The 16,612-nt window shown below is 56.9% G+C and carries 14 protein-coding genes; 5 read left to right on the plus strand and 9 right to left on the minus strand.

Annotated features, from left to right (window positions below):
- Window positions 1-23: 23 nt before the first annotated feature.
- A complete protein-coding gene (locus tag AC6I8V_RS02765) occupies window positions 24-2,408 on the plus strand; it encodes a beta-N-acetylhexosaminidase (RefSeq protein ID WP_497844407.1) in 2,385 nt (794 codons plus the stop codon).
- Between the two features lie 48 nt (window positions 2,409-2,456).
- On the opposite strand, the gene ridA is transcribed toward AC6I8V_RS02765, so the two are convergent.
- The 4 genes from ridA to argF form a co-directional block, all read right to left on the minus strand.
- Window positions 2,457-2,843 (minus strand): 2-iminobutanoate/2-iminopropanoate deaminase, encoded by a 387-nt coding sequence (gene ridA / locus AC6I8V_RS02770; protein WP_497844408.1) that lies wholly within the window; start codon window positions 2,841-2,843, stop codon window positions 2,457-2,459.
- Between the two features lie 82 nt (window positions 2,844-2,925).
- Window positions 2,926-3,390, minus strand: a complete 465-nt coding sequence (gene pyrI / locus AC6I8V_RS02775; RefSeq protein ID WP_013507722.1) for an aspartate carbamoyltransferase regulatory subunit — start codon at window positions 3,388-3,390, stop codon at window positions 2,926-2,928.
- Window positions 3,391-3,403: 13 nt separating this feature from the next.
- Complete coding sequence (pyrB, locus tag AC6I8V_RS02780; RefSeq protein ID WP_497844409.1) at window positions 3,404-4,339, minus strand: aspartate carbamoyltransferase; 936 nt, start codon at window positions 4,337-4,339, stop codon at window positions 3,404-3,406.
- A 245-nt stretch (window positions 4,340-4,584) separates the two neighbouring features.
- Window positions 4,585-5,592 carry an ornithine carbamoyltransferase gene (gene argF / locus AC6I8V_RS02785; protein WP_497844410.1) on the minus strand — a complete coding sequence of 336 codons (1,008 nt, stop codon included), beginning with the start codon at window positions 5,590-5,592 and terminating at the stop codon, window positions 4,585-4,587.
- A gap of 164 nt (window positions 5,593-5,756) precedes the next feature.
- Between argF and rraB the strand changes: the two genes are divergently transcribed.
- Both rraB and miaE read left to right on the plus strand, forming a co-directional pair.
- Complete coding sequence (rraB, locus tag AC6I8V_RS02790; RefSeq protein WP_497844411.1) at window positions 5,757-6,176, plus strand: ribonuclease E inhibitor RraB; 420 nt, start codon at window positions 5,757-5,759, stop codon at window positions 6,174-6,176.
- Window positions 6,177-6,237: 61 nt separating this feature from the next.
- The gene (miaE, locus tag AC6I8V_RS02795; RefSeq protein ID WP_497844412.1) at window positions 6,238-6,999 is read left to right on the plus strand and encodes a tRNA isopentenyl-2-thiomethyl-A-37 hydroxylase MiaE; all 762 of its coding nucleotides are present in this window, start codon (window positions 6,238-6,240) and stop codon (window positions 6,997-6,999) included.
- Between the two features lie 92 nt (window positions 7,000-7,091).
- On the opposite strand, the gene AC6I8V_RS02800 is transcribed toward miaE, so the two are convergent.
- The 4 genes from AC6I8V_RS02800 to pepA form a co-directional block, all read right to left on the minus strand.
- Window positions 7,092-7,595, minus strand: a complete 504-nt coding sequence (locus tag AC6I8V_RS02800; protein WP_497844413.1) for a GNAT family N-acetyltransferase — start codon at window positions 7,593-7,595, stop codon at window positions 7,092-7,094.
- A 68-nt stretch (window positions 7,596-7,663) separates the two neighbouring features.
- Window positions 7,664-10,519: a valine--tRNA ligase gene (locus AC6I8V_RS02805; protein WP_497844414.1), complete on the minus strand. Its 2,856-nt coding sequence runs from the start codon at window positions 10,517-10,519 to the stop codon at window positions 7,664-7,666.
- A 5-nt stretch (window positions 10,520-10,524) separates the two neighbouring features.
- Window positions 10,525-10,983: a DNA polymerase III subunit chi gene (locus tag AC6I8V_RS02810; RefSeq protein WP_084872332.1), complete on the minus strand. Its 459-nt coding sequence runs from the start codon at window positions 10,981-10,983 to the stop codon at window positions 10,525-10,527.
- A 232-nt stretch (window positions 10,984-11,215) separates the two neighbouring features.
- Window positions 11,216-12,727 carry a leucyl aminopeptidase gene (pepA, locus tag AC6I8V_RS02815; RefSeq protein ID WP_497844415.1) on the minus strand — a complete coding sequence of 504 codons (1,512 nt, stop codon included), beginning with the start codon at window positions 12,725-12,727 and terminating at the stop codon, window positions 11,216-11,218.
- 268 nt (window positions 12,728-12,995) lie between these two features.
- Between pepA and lptF the strand changes: the two genes are divergently transcribed.
- Both lptF and lptG read left to right on the plus strand, forming a co-directional pair.
- Window positions 12,996-14,096: an LPS export ABC transporter permease LptF gene (gene lptF / locus AC6I8V_RS02820; RefSeq protein ID WP_497844416.1), complete on the plus strand. Its 1,101-nt coding sequence runs from the start codon at window positions 12,996-12,998 to the stop codon at window positions 14,094-14,096.
- Window positions 14,096-15,172, plus strand: coding sequence for an LPS export ABC transporter permease LptG (lptG, locus tag AC6I8V_RS02825; protein WP_497844417.1), 1,077 nt, complete (start codon window positions 14,096-14,098; stop codon window positions 15,170-15,172). Before lptF ends, lptG begins: the two co-directional genes overlap by 1 nt.
- A gap of 160 nt (window positions 15,173-15,332) precedes the next feature.
- Here lptG and AC6I8V_RS02830 read toward each other — a convergent pair whose 3' ends face one another.
- Window positions 15,333-16,610 (minus strand): DUF445 domain-containing protein, encoded by a 1,278-nt coding sequence (locus AC6I8V_RS02830; protein WP_497844418.1) that lies wholly within the window; start codon window positions 16,608-16,610, stop codon window positions 15,333-15,335.
- Between the last annotated feature and the right edge of the window lie 2 nt (window positions 16,611-16,612).

Genomic DNA, 16,612 nt, shown 5'->3' on the forward strand with positions numbered 1-16,612 from the left:
TTTTCCCTACAAGGATGCCCTCCATGCCTCTGCAACGAACGCTGCTTGCCTGTTGTTTATCCCTGAGTTTTTCCGCATTGGCGACCCCAGCGGGCGATTTGCCGCTGATGCCCTGGCCGCAACATGTTGAACAACCGCACAGCGGTGGCGCTTATCAACTGACGCCGCAGCTGACGTTGCAAATCTCTGGCGATCATCTGGAAGGCGCTGAAGCGCGCTGGCTGGGACGCATTGCGCGCCAGACCGGCTGGCCGCTGCTGCCGTCAGCCAGTGCTGATGAAAAGGCAACCATTCGGATCCATATCGCGGATGCGGTGGACCCGTTGCCGCAACCGGACAGCGACGAAAGCTACCATCTGGTGGTGAACGGCGATGGCGTGCTGCTGGAGGCCCATACCCGCTTCGGCGCCATGCGCGGCATGGAGACGCTGTTGCAGCTGATTGAAAACGGCGAAAGCGGCACCGTCATTCCCTACGTCACCATCGATGACAAACCGCGTTTTGCGTGGCGTGGTTTGCTGATCGACTCCGCGCGGCACTTTATGCCGGTGGAGACCATCAAACGTCAGATCGACGGCATCGCCGCCGCGCGGATGAACGTGTTCCACTGGCATCTGACCGATGATCAGGGCTGGCGGTTTGCCTCCAGCCATTACCCGCAGTTGCAGGAGAAAGCCAGCGATGGCCGTTATTACACTCAGCAGCAGATGCGCGACGTGGTGCAATACGCCACCCAGCGCGGTGTGCGCGTGGTGCCGGAAATCGACCTGCCGGGTCACGCTTCAGCGATCGCCGTGGCGATGCCGGAATTGATCAGCGCGCCGGGGCCGTACCCGATGGAGCGGGGCTGGGGAGTATTTAAGCCGCTGCTCGATCCGAGCAACGAAGCGGTTTTCACCTTTATCAACACGCTGGTGGGGGAAGTGGCGGCGATCTTCCCGGATCCCTATCTGCATATTGGCGGTGACGAAGTGGATCCTTCGCAGTGGAACGACTCGCCCAAAATTCAGCAGTTTATGCGCGATCATGGCCTGAAGGATGCCCATGCGTTGCAGGCCTGGTTTAATCAGCGAGTGGAGAAAATCCTCGAAGCCCATCAGCGGCACATGGTGGGCTGGGACGAAATTTATCATCCCGATCTGCCGCGCAGCATCCTGATCCAGTCGTGGCAGGGGCAGGACGCTCTCGGCGAGGTGGTGAAAAATGACTATCGCGGCATCCTCTCTACCGGCTTTTACCTCGATCAGCCGCAACCGGCGGCTTACCACTACCGTAACGAACCGTTCCCACAGGGACTGAACGGGCAGGATCAGTTGCAGGCGGACGAGCAGGCGCAGAGCTGGCAGTTCACCATGCCGCGTCTGAAGGGCAGTGCGGTGAAGGGCAGCTTCACCCTGATTGAGGGTAAAGAGGGCTGGCGTGGCTTTATCGATTTCAGCGGTAAGGCTCGCCGTCTGGTGAGCGATGTGAACTGGCTGTCGCCGAATCAGGTAACCTTCCGCGTCGACACCTGGATGGGAGAGGTGCAGCCGGTGGTGACGCTGACGGAAAACCGTCTGACCGGTTATATGCTGGTGGGGAATGTGCGTTATCCCACCGAAGGGAGCCGTCTGGCGCAGACGCCCGACGGAATCGCCCCTTCACTGCCGACGCCGCAGCAGCTCAGCAACAATCTCAGGGGGGGCGAAGCGGCGCTGTGGGCGGAGAACGTTAACAGCCAGATCATTGATACCAGGCTGTGGCCGCGCGTGTTTGTGGTGGCTGAACGGTTGTGGTCGGCGCAGGACGTGAACGACAGCGACAACATGTATCAGCGCCTGAGCGCGATTGATCGCTGGGGCACGGTATCGGTGGGCCTGCAACAGCATCAGCAGGCGGAGGTACAGATGATGCGCCTGGCGAACAGCACCGACATCACGCCGCTGCGCGTGCTAAGCGAAGTGCTGGAACCGGCGCAGTATTACACGCGCCAGCACCTGAAATTCCAGGCGGGCCACTATAACTATTTCGAGCCGCTTAACCGTCTGGCCGATGTACTGCCTGCGGAGAGTGAAGCGATACGTTTGCTGGATAAACAGGTGGATGCGCTGATCGCCAACCGCGGCAATCATCAGGCAGCGAATGCGATCCGCCAGCAATTGCAGCGCTGGCTGAGTAATAGCGATCGGGTGATGCCGCTGACGCTGCACAACTATCAGCTGCGCGCGCTACAGCCGCAGGTGCAGCAGGTGGCGGAACTGAGCCGTATGGGGTTGGATTTGGTGGCGGCGCTGGAACGTAATCAGGCTTATGGTGCGGGAGAAATGGCGCAGATGCATACCAGACTGGATGCCGCGGCGCAGGTGCAGGATGAAACCGTGCTGGCTTTAGTGCGGCCGCTGGAGAAGCTACTTCGTTCGTTTAAGTAGGGTGTCCCCTCTCCCGCTTGCGGGAGAGGGGGCCGCAAATCCTGACGATCAACGGCGAACAGCGATCGCTTCGATCTCGATCTTCACATCTTTTGGCAGACGCGCGACTTCAACGCAGGAGCGTGCCGGGAAGCTGGCGTTATGTTCGGTGAAAAATGCTTCATAGGCGGCGTTCACGGTGGCGAAGTCGTTCAGGTCTTTGACAAACACCGTCGTCTTCACGATATCGCCCACTTTCAGGCCAGCAGCTTCAACAATCGCCTTCACGTTTTCCAGCGACTGACGCGCCTGAGCTGACACATCCTCAGCCACCGCGCCGGTTTGCGGATCCACCGGAATCTGGCCGGAAGTGATGATCATGCTGCCGAGATCCACGCCCTGCACATAAGGGCCAATCGCTGCCGGTGCTTTTTCAGTACTGATTTCGCGAGACATTGTTTCTCCTTGAGAATGTGCGCCACCGGCAGTCACCGGCAGCGGGAAAATATCGACCCCATTATAGGGACGATGTCGGCGATTACCAGTGACCGAGCACCACATGGTGCGCGAACTCTTTCTCGCAATATTTACACTTCAGGTGTACTTCGTTGTCGCGCTTTTTCACCGCAAAACTGGAGAACACCGGCTCGCTGCGGCTGATGCAGTTACCGTTCGGGCAGGTCAGGACGCGCTCAATACGATCCGGCAGCGTCGGGGCGATCTTCGCCACCACTTCATACTCGTCGATGCGGTTCACCGTGGCGTGCGGCGCATACACCGCCAGCTGGTTGATCTGATCGTCGGTGAGGAAGGTGTTCTCGATCTTGATCAGATCCTTACGCCCCATTTCGCCAGAAGGCAGATTGAGGCCGATGGTGATGCGCTGATCGGTTTCTGTCAGGCGAAACAGCGACAGTAGCTTAAAGCCTACCTGCGCCGGGATATGGTCAATCACCGTGCCGCGTTTAATGGCTTCAACCTGCAATTTATTATCGTGTGTCATGCTGTTTTCCTCCTTACAGGGCCAGATCGCGATTCAGTACCAGCGCCAGCAGCGCCTGGCGGGCGAAGATGCCGTTGCCGGCCTGCTGGAAGTACCAGGCGTGCGGCGTGCTGTCGACATCGGTGGTGATCTCATCAATGCGCGGCAGGGGATGCAGGACCTTCATGTTGTCGCGGGCGCCGACCAGATCGCTGGCGCGCAGAATAAACTGTGCTTTGACGTTGGCGTATTCCGATGGATCGAGACGCTCTTTTTGTACGCGCGTCATATACAGGATATCCAGCTCTGGCATCACTTCTTCAATGCTGTCATGGCGTGACCAGCTGATGTTCTGCTCGTCCAGCATATCGGTGATATAAGACGGCATCGCCAGCGCATCCGGGGCGATAAAGAAGAAACGGTTGCCATCAAACTTCGCCAGCGCCTGCGTCAGGGAGTGCACGGTGCGGCCATACTTCAGGTCGCCGACCATCGCCACATTCAGGTTATCCAGGCGATTCTGGGTTTCGCGAATGGTGAACAGATCCAGCAGGGTTTGGGTCGGATGCTGGTTCGCGCCGTCGCCGGCGTTCAGAATCGGTACGCCGCCGGAAAACTCGGTGGCGAGACGCGCGGCGCCTTCCTGAGGGTGGCGCATCACAATCGCATCAACATAGGTGCCAATCACCGAAATGGTATCGGCGAGAGTTTCGCCCTTTTTACCGAGCGAGGTGTTGCTGCCATCGGCAAAACCCACCACCGAGGCGCCGAGGCGATGCATAGCGGTTTCAAACGACAACCGGGTGCGCGTTGAGGCTTCAAAGAAGCAGCTGGCGATCACGTTGTGCTTCAGCAGCTCCGGCTGCGGATGCGCTTTCAGCTGCGCGGCGGTATGCAGTACCAGCTCCAGCTCATCGCGGTTGAGATCGTTAATTGAAATAATATGCTTACGATATAGCGGGTTGGCCATAGCTCTCTCCTCTGCGCTGCCGGATTACAGACAAAAAAAAGCCCCTGCTTAAGGGGCTTTTTTTGCGATCGATTGATGACGGAAAGAAACAGGTGCGCCGCCTGCTTTCAGGCGTAACTGAACGTCAAATTGTGCGCTGCACTGTTGCATGCTTCCTCCCGGCAAATTGGGGCGCATTATACGCATTCACTGATTTGCATCAAGCAAAAATCGCACGCGGGGTAATCGTTTGCGGGGCGATACTATCAGGGCTGCCCAAGTGTCGCGACCATCACCGCTTTGATGGTGTGCATCCGGTTTTCTGCCTGGTCGAACACAATGCTGTGCTGCGATTCAAACACCTCATTGCTGACTTCCATGCCGTCGTTCAGACCGTACTGCTCGGCCATCTGACGTCCCAGCGTGGTTTGATCGTCGTGGAAAGCAGGCAGGCAATGCAGGAACTTCACCTGCGGATTGCCGGTCAGCGCCAGCATCGCGCTGTTTACCTGATACGGGCGCAGCAGGGCGATACGATCGGACCATACCGATTTGTCTTCGCCCATCGATACCCATACGTCAGTGTAGATGAAATCGGCACCCTGTACGCCTGCGGCGATCTCTTCCGTCAGGGTAATTTTACCGCCGGTTTTCTGCGCCGCCGCACGGCACTGCTCCACCAGATGCGCCTCCGGCCAGCAACCTTTCGGCGCCACCAGGCGCAGGTCCAGACCCACCAGCGCTGCCGCTTCCAGCATACTGTTACCCATGTTGTTGCGGGCATCGCCAACGTACACCAGCGTCATTTCGTTCAGCGATTTTTGCGGCAGATGTTCCTGCATCGTCAGCAAATCGGCCAGCAGCTGGGTGGGATGGAATTCGGTCGTCAGGCCGTTCCACACCGGCACGCCAGCGTGCTCAGCGAGGGTTTCCACCAGCGCCTGGCCGTAGCCGCGATACTGAATACCGTCATACATGCGGCCCAGCACGCGTGCGGTATCTTTCATCGACTCTTTATGGCCGATCTGGCTGCCGCTGGGGCCGAGGTAAGTGACGTTAGCACCCTGATCGTAAGCGGCAACTTCGAAAGAGCATCGGGTACGGGTCGAGTCTTTTTCGAAGATGAGCGCAATGTTTTTGCCTTTCAGGTACTGCGTTTCTGCGGCATTTTTCTTAGCGTTTTTTAATTCACCTGCCAGACTTAACAGGTAATCGATTTCTGCTGGGGTGAAGTCCAGCAATCTCAGGAAATGGCGTTGATTCAGCTGACTCATACAGCGCTCCATGTGACCAACATAAATGAATTAAAATTCAATCTAACCGTATGAATATGCATTTTCAACCCCGACGTTAAGAAACTTTCCGTTTTGTGTAGTGGCGCGCGAGGCAGTGTGGGAAAATAATTGCATCATTGCCGAACATTTTTGAGGATATCCCCATGGCATACGAAGCATTGCTGGATGAGCAGCGCGAAGAGACGCGGTTAATCATTGATGAATTACTGGAAGATGGCAGCGATCCGGACGCGCTGTACACCATCGAGCATCATCTCTCCTGCAACAATTTTGACTCGCTGGAAAAGGTCGCGGTTGATGCATTCAAACTCGGCTACGAAGTCTCCGAGCCTGAGGAGCTGGAACTGGAGGATGGCAGCACGGTGATGTGTGTCGACATCCTGAGCGAAGCCGCGCTGAAACCTGAGCTGATCGATGCGCAGGTTGAGCAACTGGTCAATCTGGCGGGTAAATACAACGTCGATTACGACGGCTGGGGCACCTATTTTGAGGACCCGGATGCCGAAGACGAAGATGACGATGGCGAGTTCGTCGACGACGACGATGACGGTGTGCGTCACTAAGGATTAACGGGCGGCGGCAATCGCCGCCCGGATTGGATTCCCCGTAACACAAAGAAAGCCGATGAATTACGCTCCGCTGTTAGAACCTATCCATCAATTTCTGCACTGCCGCACGCCCCAGGCGTGGATCGACGAGGCGCGCAAACCGGAAAACCTGACGCTACTGCTGACTGACCACATGGTATGCGAGCTGAAAGCGGCGCAAACCGCCGTCTGGCTGATCCGCAAATATGTGGCCGATAAACCGAGTGGTGACGCCATTCTGGCGTGGCTCAAGCCGTATGAAGATTTTATCTTTGGCGAGGATCACGACAGCAACTTTATCAACGCCCACAAGAGCCTGACCAAAAGCATCATCGTGCGCAATGAACTGCCGTGGGCCGATGATCTGGTGGAAAAGATGGTGCTGCTGATCAAAGAAGAACTGCACCATTTTTATCAGGTGTGGGAAATCATGCAGGCGCGCGGTCTGCCGTATCGCAAAATCACCGCCAGTCGTTACGCCAAAGGGCTACTGCGCGAGGTCACCACCCACGAGCCGGATACGCTGGTGGATAAGCTGATTTGCGGAGCTTACATTGAGGCGCGTTCCTGCGAACGTTTTGCCAGCCTGGCGCCGTATCTGGATGAACAGCTGGAGAAGTTCTATATCTCGCTGCTGCGTTCTGAAGCGCGTCATTACCAGGATTATCTGGCGCTGGCGGCGCAGATTTCACCGAAGGATATCGCGCCACGCGTGCGTGCGATTGGTGAGGCGGAAGGGCGTCTGATTAGCGAACCGGATAGCGAGCTGCGATTTCATAGCGGCGTACCGGCGTTTTAACTGAAAGGGATGTGAGCGGTTATCAGTCAGGTCAGCATAAATGCTGATCCTACGTAGGGTCGCCATTCATGGCGACCTGATTAAATTGTGCATCACAGCGTGCGCAACATGCGCACTTCACAATCCACATGTCCGGTGCAGCCCATCGCGTCATCAATCAACACAAACCCGAGTGATTCATACAACTTAATCGCCCGCGTCAGGCTGCCGGTGGTTTCCAGATAACAGCGGCGAAACCCCTGCTGGCGCGCGTAATCCATCGCCCGCAGCGCCAGATCGCGCGCCAGGCCGAAGCCGCGTACCTCCGGCAGGAAATACATCTTCTGCAATTCACAAATATCCGGTGCGCTACATGCCAGCGGCGCAACGCCGCCGCCGCCCAGAACTTTACCCTGATGCTCGACGATCCAGTAGGCGCTGTTCGCCTCGCTGTACAACTCGAACAGGCGATCCAGGTTGGGATCGGACACGGTATAGCCTTTATCAGCGGTCAGGCCAAACTCGGCAGACACGTCGCGGATCACCTGCGCAATCAGCGGATTATCTGCCGCGGCAATCGGACGCACCTGAAGATTCAGTGGGGTGACGGTGGTCATTATCATCTCATCCGGTATAAAAAAGCCGGGCAGTGCCCGGCTTCGATTAAGCAGTTGGCCTGAAGCGATTACAATGCCGCAATCACGCCCTGCTGTTCAATCAGTTTTGCTTTCGATTGTTCCAGCTCCGCTGCACGCTCGCGCTCTTTCGCCACTACCGCTTCCGGTGCGCGTGCGACAAAGCCTTCGTTCGCCAGCTTGGTCTGGATCTTCTCGATCTCAACATCCAGCTTGGTCAGCTCTTTCGCCAGACGATCCAGCTCCGCTTCCTTGTTGACCAGATCGGCCATCGGGATCAGCAGCTCAGCGCCTTCAACAATCTTGGTCACCGATACCGGGCCTTTCTCGCCCGCAGGCAGAATGGTCAGGCTTTCCAGACGCGCCAGACGCGACAGGAAGTTGCGGTTCTCTTCCACGCGACGCAGCGCCGCCGGTGAGCAGTCACGCAGCAGCACGTCGAGCGGTTTGCTCAGCGCGATGTTCATTTCGGCGCGGATATTACGCACCGCCACAATCGCCTGCTTCATCCACTCGATATCCGCCTGCGCCACCGCATCTTCTTTCGCCGCGTCATACTGCGGGAACGGTTGCAGCATGATGGTATCGTCGCTGATGTTTTTCAGCCCCTTCACGCGCTGCCAGATGGTTTCGGTGATAAACGGAATGATCGGATGCGCCAGACGCAGCAAGGCTTCCAGCACGGTCACCAGCGTATTACGCGTACCGCGCAGTTCCGCTTCGCTACCGCTGTTCATCACCGGCTTGGTCAGCTCCAGATACCAGTCGCAGAACTGGTTCCAGGTGAAGTCATACAGCAGGTTGGCCGCGATATCGAAACGATAGCTATCCAGCGCCTCACGGTAGGCTTTCACCGTGCTGTTGAATTCAGTCAGAATCCAGCGATCCGCCAGCGACAGCTTCATTTCGCCGCCGTTCTGACCACAATCCTGATCTTCGGTGTTCATCAGCACGAAGCGGCTGGCGTTCCACAGCTTGTTACAGAAGTTGCGATAGCCTTCGAGACGCTTCATATCCCAGTTAATGTCGCGGCCGGTTGAGGCCAGCGCTGCCAGGGTAAAGCGCAGGGCATCGGTGCCGGAAGGCACGATCCCGTCCGGGAACTGCTTCTCGGTACGCTTGCGGATTTTGTCGGCCAGCTGCGGCTGCATCATGTTGCCGGTACGTTTTTCCAGCAGATCTTCCAGCGAAATGCCGTCAACCATATCCAGCGGATCGATGACGTTGCCTTTCGACTTGGACATTTTCTGCCCTTCTTCGTCGCGGATCAGACCAGTGATATACACGGTCTTGAATGGCACCTGCGGCTTGCCGTCTTCATCTTTCATAAAGTGCATGGTCAGCATGATCATGCGGGCAATCCAGAAGAAGATGATGTCGAAACCACTCACCAGCACGCTGGTTGGATGGAAGGTGCGCAGCGCGTCGGTGTTCTCCGGCCAGCCCAGCGTGGAGAAGGTCCACAGGCCGGAAGAGAACCAGGTGTCCAGCACGTCGTCGTCCTGGCGCAACGCCACATCGGCGGCGAGGTTGTTTTCCTGACGCACTTCTTCCTCGGTGCGACCGACATACACGTTGCCGTGATTGTCGTACCACGCCGGAATGCGGTGACCCCACCACAGCTGACGGGAGATACACCAGTCCTGGATATCACGCATCCAGGAGAAGTACATGTTTTCGTACTGCTTCGGTACAAACTGGATGTCGCCGTTTTCAACCGCTTCCACCGCCACTTTCGCCAGCGGGGCCGTGCGCACATACCATTGGTCGGTCAGCATCGGCTCGATCACCACGCCGCCACGGTCGCCGTAAGGAACGGTCAGATCGTGGGGTTTGATCTCGTCCAGCAGGCCGAGGGCATCCACGGCAGCGACGATAGCTTTACGTGCGGCAAAACGCTCCATGTTCTGGAACTGGGCCGGGATTTCGTTGCTATACACATCGGTTTCTTCGCCGTTGGTATCCAGCACTTCAGCCGTGGCACGGATATCGCCGTCAAAGGTCAGGATGTTGATCATCGGCAGCGCGTGACGACGACCCACTTCGTAGTCGTTGAAGTCGTGCGCCGGGGTGATCTTCACGCAACCGGTGCCTTTCTCCATATCGGCGTGTTCATCGCCAACGATCGGAATACGACGGTTCACCAGCGGCAGGATCAGTTCTTTGCCGATCAGATCTTTATAACGCGGATCTTCCGGGTTCACGGCCACGCCGGTATCGCCCAGCAGGGTTTCCGGGCGGGTGGTGGCGACCACCAGGTAATCTTTACCTTCGGCGGTTTTAGCGCCATCCGCCAGCGGGTAGCGGATATGCCACATCGAACCTTTGGTTTCGCGGTTTTCCACTTCGAGGTCAGAAATGGCGGTACGCAGTTTCGGATCCCAGTTCACCAGGCGTTTGCCGCGGTAAATCAGGTTCTCTTTGTACAGGCGAACAAACACTTCTTTTACGGCATTGGAAAGCCCTTCATCCATGGTGAAGCGCTCACGTTCCCAGTCAACGGAGTTGCCGAGGCGACGCATCTGGCGGGAGATATTGCCGCCGGATTCCGCTTTCCACTGCCAGATTTTATCGATAAAGGCTTCACGGCCGTAATCCTGACGCGTTTTGCCTTCTTCAGCCGCGATCTTGCGCTCAACCACCATCTGCGTGGCGATGCCCGCGTGGTCGGTACCGGCCTGCCACAGGGTGTTTTTGCCCTGCATACGCTGGTAGCGAATCATGGTATCCATGATGGTTTGCTGGAAGGCGTGACCCATATGCAAGCTGCCGGTGACGTTCGGCGGCGGGATCATGATGCAAAAGCTTTCCTGGCTGGTATCACCATTCGGTTTAAAGTAGCCCTGCTGTTCCCAGTGCTCGTAGAGCGGCTGCTCGATATCTTGCGGGTTATATGTCTTTTCCATTTCTGCTATGTCGTTTGCGGCTGAGGTGGCGTCGCCGTATTCAATTGGAAACCAACGCTGCGATACGCTTTGTAGCGGTCACGCGCCAGTTGTTTCTGGGATTCTTCGTAAGGAACGAAGTCTATCACTTCATGGAAAGCAGTAGCAAAATCTGCGAACTGCGGCAGCAGGCTGATCAGCAAATCGCGCGGCGAACTCCCGCGACGTTGCGGCCAGGCCAGCTCGACCGGGGCGCCATAACGCGGCCCTTCACCGGCCAGGTTGTGCGGCACAAAGGCATTCGCCGGGCGCTGCCATAGTGCTTCGTCCAGACGATTGGCCTGCTGCTCGTCGTTGCAGGCAATCAGGATGCGTTTGCCGTCACGCCAGCGTGCTTCGGCCAGATCGCACACCAGCGCTTCAATGGCGCTCAGGCCGTCGCTGGCAGTATCGGACTCCATCACATAAAAGGTGGCGTTCTTCATGGCGGACTCAATTCCATAAATGACATTGGGGCGCATTGTGCGCCCCGCAAGTGTCGTGCGGTTTTTGCTACGGTCGGTATAAATGCCGCCATCAACCCTGTGCGATTTTTAATACGGTCGGCATAAATGCCGACCCTACACCCGTAGGGTGCGCATTTATGCGCACCGTTTCAATGACCGCAGGGTGGTTATCGCATTTATGCGCACCGCTTCAACCATGGCGCGTTTCCGCTTAATCGTCGCCGTTCAGGCCTGCGCGATTCAGCAGGAACTGTGACAGCAGCGGAACCGGACGGCCGGTCGCGCCTTTGGCCTTGCCGGAACGCCAGGCGGTGCCGGCGATATCCAGGTGCGCCCAGTTAAATTTGCGCGCAAAGCGAGCCAGGAAGCACGCGGCGGTGATGGCACCCCCCGGACGACCACCAATGTTCGCCATGTCGGCAAAATTGGATTCCAGCTGCTCCTGGTACTCATCGGCCATTGGCAGACGCCAGGCGCGATCGCCGGACTGCTCCGAAGCGCCAATCAGTTCGTGCGCCAGCGGATTGTGGTTCGACATCAAACCGCTGACATGATGACCCAGCGCAACCACGCAGGCTCCGGTCAGGGTGGCAACATCAATCACCACTTCCGGCTCGAAGCGCTCAACGTAGGTCAGCGCATCGCACAGCACCAGACGGCCTTCGGCATCGGTATTCAGCACTTCCACCGTTTGGCCGGACATGGTGGTCAGCACATCGCCCGGACGCATAGAACGGCCATCCGGCATGTTTTCACAGCCTGCCAGCACGCCCACCACGTTCAGCGGCAGATTCAGCTCCGCCACCATGCGCATCACGCCGTACACGGACGCCGCGCCGCACATGTCGTACTTCATTTCGTCCATGGCTTCGGCGGGTTTAATCGAGATACCGCCGGAGTCGAAGGTCAGGCCTTTACCGACCAGCACAATCGGACGTTCTTCCGGATCGCTGCTGCCTTTGTATTCAATCACCGACATCAGCGACTCATTTTGCGAGCCAGCACCCACCGCCAGATAGGCATTCATGCCCAGCTCTTTCATCTGTTGTTCACCGATGACACGGGTGGTGACATTTTTGCTAAACGCATCGGCAAGCTGACGCGCCTGTGACGCCAGATACGCGGCGTTACAAATATTTGGCGGCATATTGCTGAGGTCTTTGGCGGCTTTAACCCCGGAGGCGACAGCCAGACCGTGCTGAATCGCGCGCTCGCCGCTGGTCAGTTCACGGCGCGTCGGCACGTTGAACACCAGCTTGCGCAGCGGGCGGCGCGGCTCGACTTTATTGCTTTTCAGCTGGTCAAAATTGTAGAGCGCCTCTTTGGACGTCTCGACCGCCTGGCGCACTTTCCAGTAGGTATTGCGGCCCTTCACATGCAGTTCGGTCAGGAAGCACACCGCTTCCATCGAGCCGGTATCATTCAGCGTGTTAATGGTTTTCTGAATCACCTGCTTGTACTGACGCTCATCCAGCTCGCGCTCTTTTCCGCAGCCAATCAGCAGGATGCGTTCGGAAAGAATATTCGGCACATGGTGCAGCAGCAGTGTCTGGCCGACTTTGCCTTCCAGCTCACCGCGGCGCAGCAGGGCGCTGATGTAGCCATCGCTGATCTTATCGAGCTGCTCGGCAATCGGTGAAAGACGACGCGGTTCAAAAACCCCAACTACAATGCAGGCGCTGCGCTGTTTTTCCGGGCTACCGCTTTTTACACTGAACTCCATGCACTCTCCTGAATCTTAAAGACAACGGCCTTTGCTGTCGTTAGAATGTAGCGCGCTCGTAACGCATTAATTTGTTGCGATGCCATGACATTTAAACGCCGGCGGTCATAATGAGTTAAGGTGGCAATGTGTTGTTTTTTCACCACCCTGACGCGTTCGTTATACTATTTTAGCTGCGATGACGGCCATTGATGAAGAAAAATGGCTGATAAGCGTTGAAACTAGCGATTTTCCTGCAAAAAGACAAGTTATCACAGGCGTACTAAGCGTGATCATCATTAGATATCTGGTTCGGGAAACGCTCAAAAGCCAGCTGGCTATCCTGTTCATCCTGCTACTGATCTTCTTTTGTCAGAAGTTAGTGAGGATCCTGGGTGCAGCGGTGGATGGCGAGATCCCCACAAACCTGGTTCTGACATTGTTAGGACTTGGCGTGCCTGAAATGGCACAACTTATCCTGCCCCTAAGCCTGTTTCTGGCGATTTTGATGACCCTTGGGCGGCTTTACACCGAAAGTGAAATCACGGTGATGCATGCCTGTGGCCTGGGCAAAAGCGTGCTGGTGAAAGCGGCCATGATTTTGATGTTGCTCACGTCTATCGTGGCAGCCATCAACGTGACATGGCTGGGACCCTGGTCCTCGCGCTATCAGGACGAGGTCACGCAGAACGCCAAAGCTAACCCAGGCGCGGCGGCACTGGCGGCGGGTCAATTCCAAAGCTCCAGCGATGGCAATGCGGTGCTATTTGTCGAAGACGTGAAGGGCAATAAGTTCGGCAACGTCTTCCTCGCCCAGCTGCGTCCGAAGGGTAACGCCCGCCCATCCGTGGTGCTGGCAGATAGCGGGCATATGGAGCAGCGCGCGGACGGCTCACAAATCGTGACGCTGGATAAAGGCACGCGCTTTGAAGGCACGGCGATGCTGCGTGATTTCCGCATCACCGACTTCATCAACTATAAAGCGCTGGTTGGCTACAAAGAGGCGGTGCTCGATCCGAATGATTCCGATCAGGCGGATATGGTCACGCTGTTCAAAAACAAAACTCCGCAGTTCCAGTCTGAATTGCACTGGCGTCTGACGCTGGTGTTCGCGGTACTGGTAATGGCGTTGATGGTGGTACCGCTGAGCGTGGTGAACCCCCGTCAAGGGCGCGTGCTGTCGATGCTGCCAGCGATGCTGCTGTATCTGATTTTCTTCCTGCTGCAAAGTTCGCTGCGGTCCAACGCGGCCAAAGGTAAGTTCGATCCGGCCATCTGGATGTGGGTGGTGAACTTCTCTTATCTGGCGCTGGCGATTGTTCTGAACATGTGGGATACGGTGCCGATGCGTCGTCTTCGCGCCCGATTTAGCCGGGGAGGGTCAGTGTGATGTTTAAGGTACTTGACCGCTACATCGGTAAAACCATCTTTAACACCATCATGATGACGTTGTTCATGCTGGTGTCGCTGTCGGGCATCATCAAGTTCGTTGATCAGCTGCGTAAAACCGGGCAGGGCGCCTATACCGCGCTCGATGCGGGTTACTACACCCTGCTTAGCGTGCCGAAAGATATCGAGATTTTCTTCCCGATGGCGGCACTGCTCGGCGCGTTGCTGGGGCTGGGTACGCTGGCGCAGCGCAGTGAGCTGGTGGTGATGCAGGCATCGGGCTTTACCCGTATGCAGGTGGCCTTTGCGGTGATGAAAACCGCGATTCCGCTGGTGTTGCTCACCATGGCGATCGGTGAATTTGTCGCGCCGCAGGGCGAGCAGATGGCGCGTAACTATCGTGCGCAGCAGCTCTACGGCGGTGCGCTGGTCTCGACGCAAAACGGTCTGTGGGCGAAAGATGGCAACAGCTTTATCTATATCGAACGCATCAAGGGCGATAACGAGATCGACGGCGTCAGCATCTACAACTTCAACGATCAACGTCGCCTGCTGAGCGTACGCTATGCGGCCACCGCCACCTGGGATAACGCGAAGAAGCGCTGGATATTGTCGCAGGTGGATGAATCTGACCTGAACGATCCGAAGCAGATTAGCGGTTCACAGAGCCTGAGCGGCGAATGGAAAACCAACCTGACGCCGGACAAGCTGGGCGTGGTTGCGCTGGACCCGGATGCGCTGTCGATTCGTGGTCTCTACAACTACAGCAAATATCTGAAGCAGAGTGGCCAGGTGTCCGGTCGTTATCTGCTGAATATGTGGAGCAAAATCTTCCAGCCGCTGTCGGTGGCGGTGATGATGCTGATGGCGCTGTCGTTTATCTTCGGACCGCTGCGTAGCGTGTCGATGGGGGTACGCGTGGTGACCGGTATCAGCTTCGGCTTCCTGTTCTACGTGCTGGACCAGATTTTCGGCCCGCTGAGCCTGGTATATGGTTTGCCGCCGATTATGGGCGCGATTCTGCCAAGCGGGGCGTTCTTCGCGATAAGCCTGTTCCTGTTGCTGAAACGCCGTTAATTTCCGGTCGGCAATCAATGCCGACCCTACAGATTCCGCGATAACCGTCCGGTCGGCATCAATGCCGACCCTACAGATTCCGTGATAACCGTCCGGTCGGCATCAATGCCGACCCTGCAAATCGCACCGTTACCGTAGGGTCGCCATTGATGGCGACCTTTTAACTTAACCGCTGAATCAACCCCGGCAGCTGCGACAACAAAAACAACACCAATCCAATCGATCCCCCCACCAGCGTGCCGTTGATACGAATAAACTGTAAATCGCGCCCAATGTTCAGCTCAATCTGCTGCGACATTTCACGCGCATCCCAGCTTTTCACCGTATCGGTGATATGGCGTGTCAGGAACTCAGCGAACTCCGGCGCGACGCTGCGCGCGGCATCTTCCAGATGATGATTCATAGAGGTACGCAGCGCCTCATCCGCAGCGAGGGTTTCCCCCAGCCACAGCGCTGCCAGCCGTACACGCTCCTGCACGCGCGACTGGTCGCTATTCAGATCCTCTTTCAGCCAGCTGCGCAGATCCTGCCACAGCTCACCGATATAGCGATTCAGCGACTCATCTTCCTTCAGCCAGCTTTTGATTACCTCGGCGCGTTCCGCCATTGCTGGATCGTTTTTCAGCTTCACAATCAGCCGCTCCACCGCGCGGTTAAAACCGAGGCGGAATTCATGGCCCTGATCGAGTGCCACTTCGTCGAGAATGGAATCCACCGCATTAGCCACCAGGTCGGCGCTGTGTTCGCCCAGCCATTCGGTTGGCAGCATTTTGGCTTTGATGGGATGCTCGCGCTTCAGCCAGCGCACAATCTGCATGGCGATAAACTCACGCGTGCCGGGTTTATGCAGCACCCGCAACAATTGCTCTACGGCGGCATCCAGTAATTCCTGATGACGATTGTTTTTGGTCAGGCTTTCCAGCAACAGTGCGCCAGACTGGGTGAGATCAACCTTGTCGAGGGCGCGATGCACCGCGCGCCGCAGAAACTGCTGAATACGTGCATCGTCGGTGAGATCGAGAAAACCGCGCATCAGCTGCAACAGATGGCGGCCAATGCGATCGGCGTTGCCAGGCGCATTCAGCCACTGCGCCAGCATCTGCGACGGATCGTGGCGGCGGATCAGCGCCAGCAGCGAATCGGTATCGAGGAATTTCTCCTGCACGAAACGACCCAGGTTTTCGCCAATGCGATCCTTATTGCGCGGGATGATCGCCGTGTGGCGCGAAATAAACGGGACTGGCACCCGGCGAAACAGCGCCACCACGGCAAACCAGTCGGCCAGCGCACCGACCATCGCCGCTTCCGCAATTGCCTTGATGCCGCTGACCCAAAAATTGGGTGGCAGAAACAGCGTGATGACAAAAATCGCAGCGGCAATCAGCAGCAGCGACAACGCCAGGCGCTTGCTCCGTTTTAGTTGTTGATGTTTATCCATAT

This window comes from Pantoea sp. X-Soil-TKNS-1207, assembly GCF_059730485.1.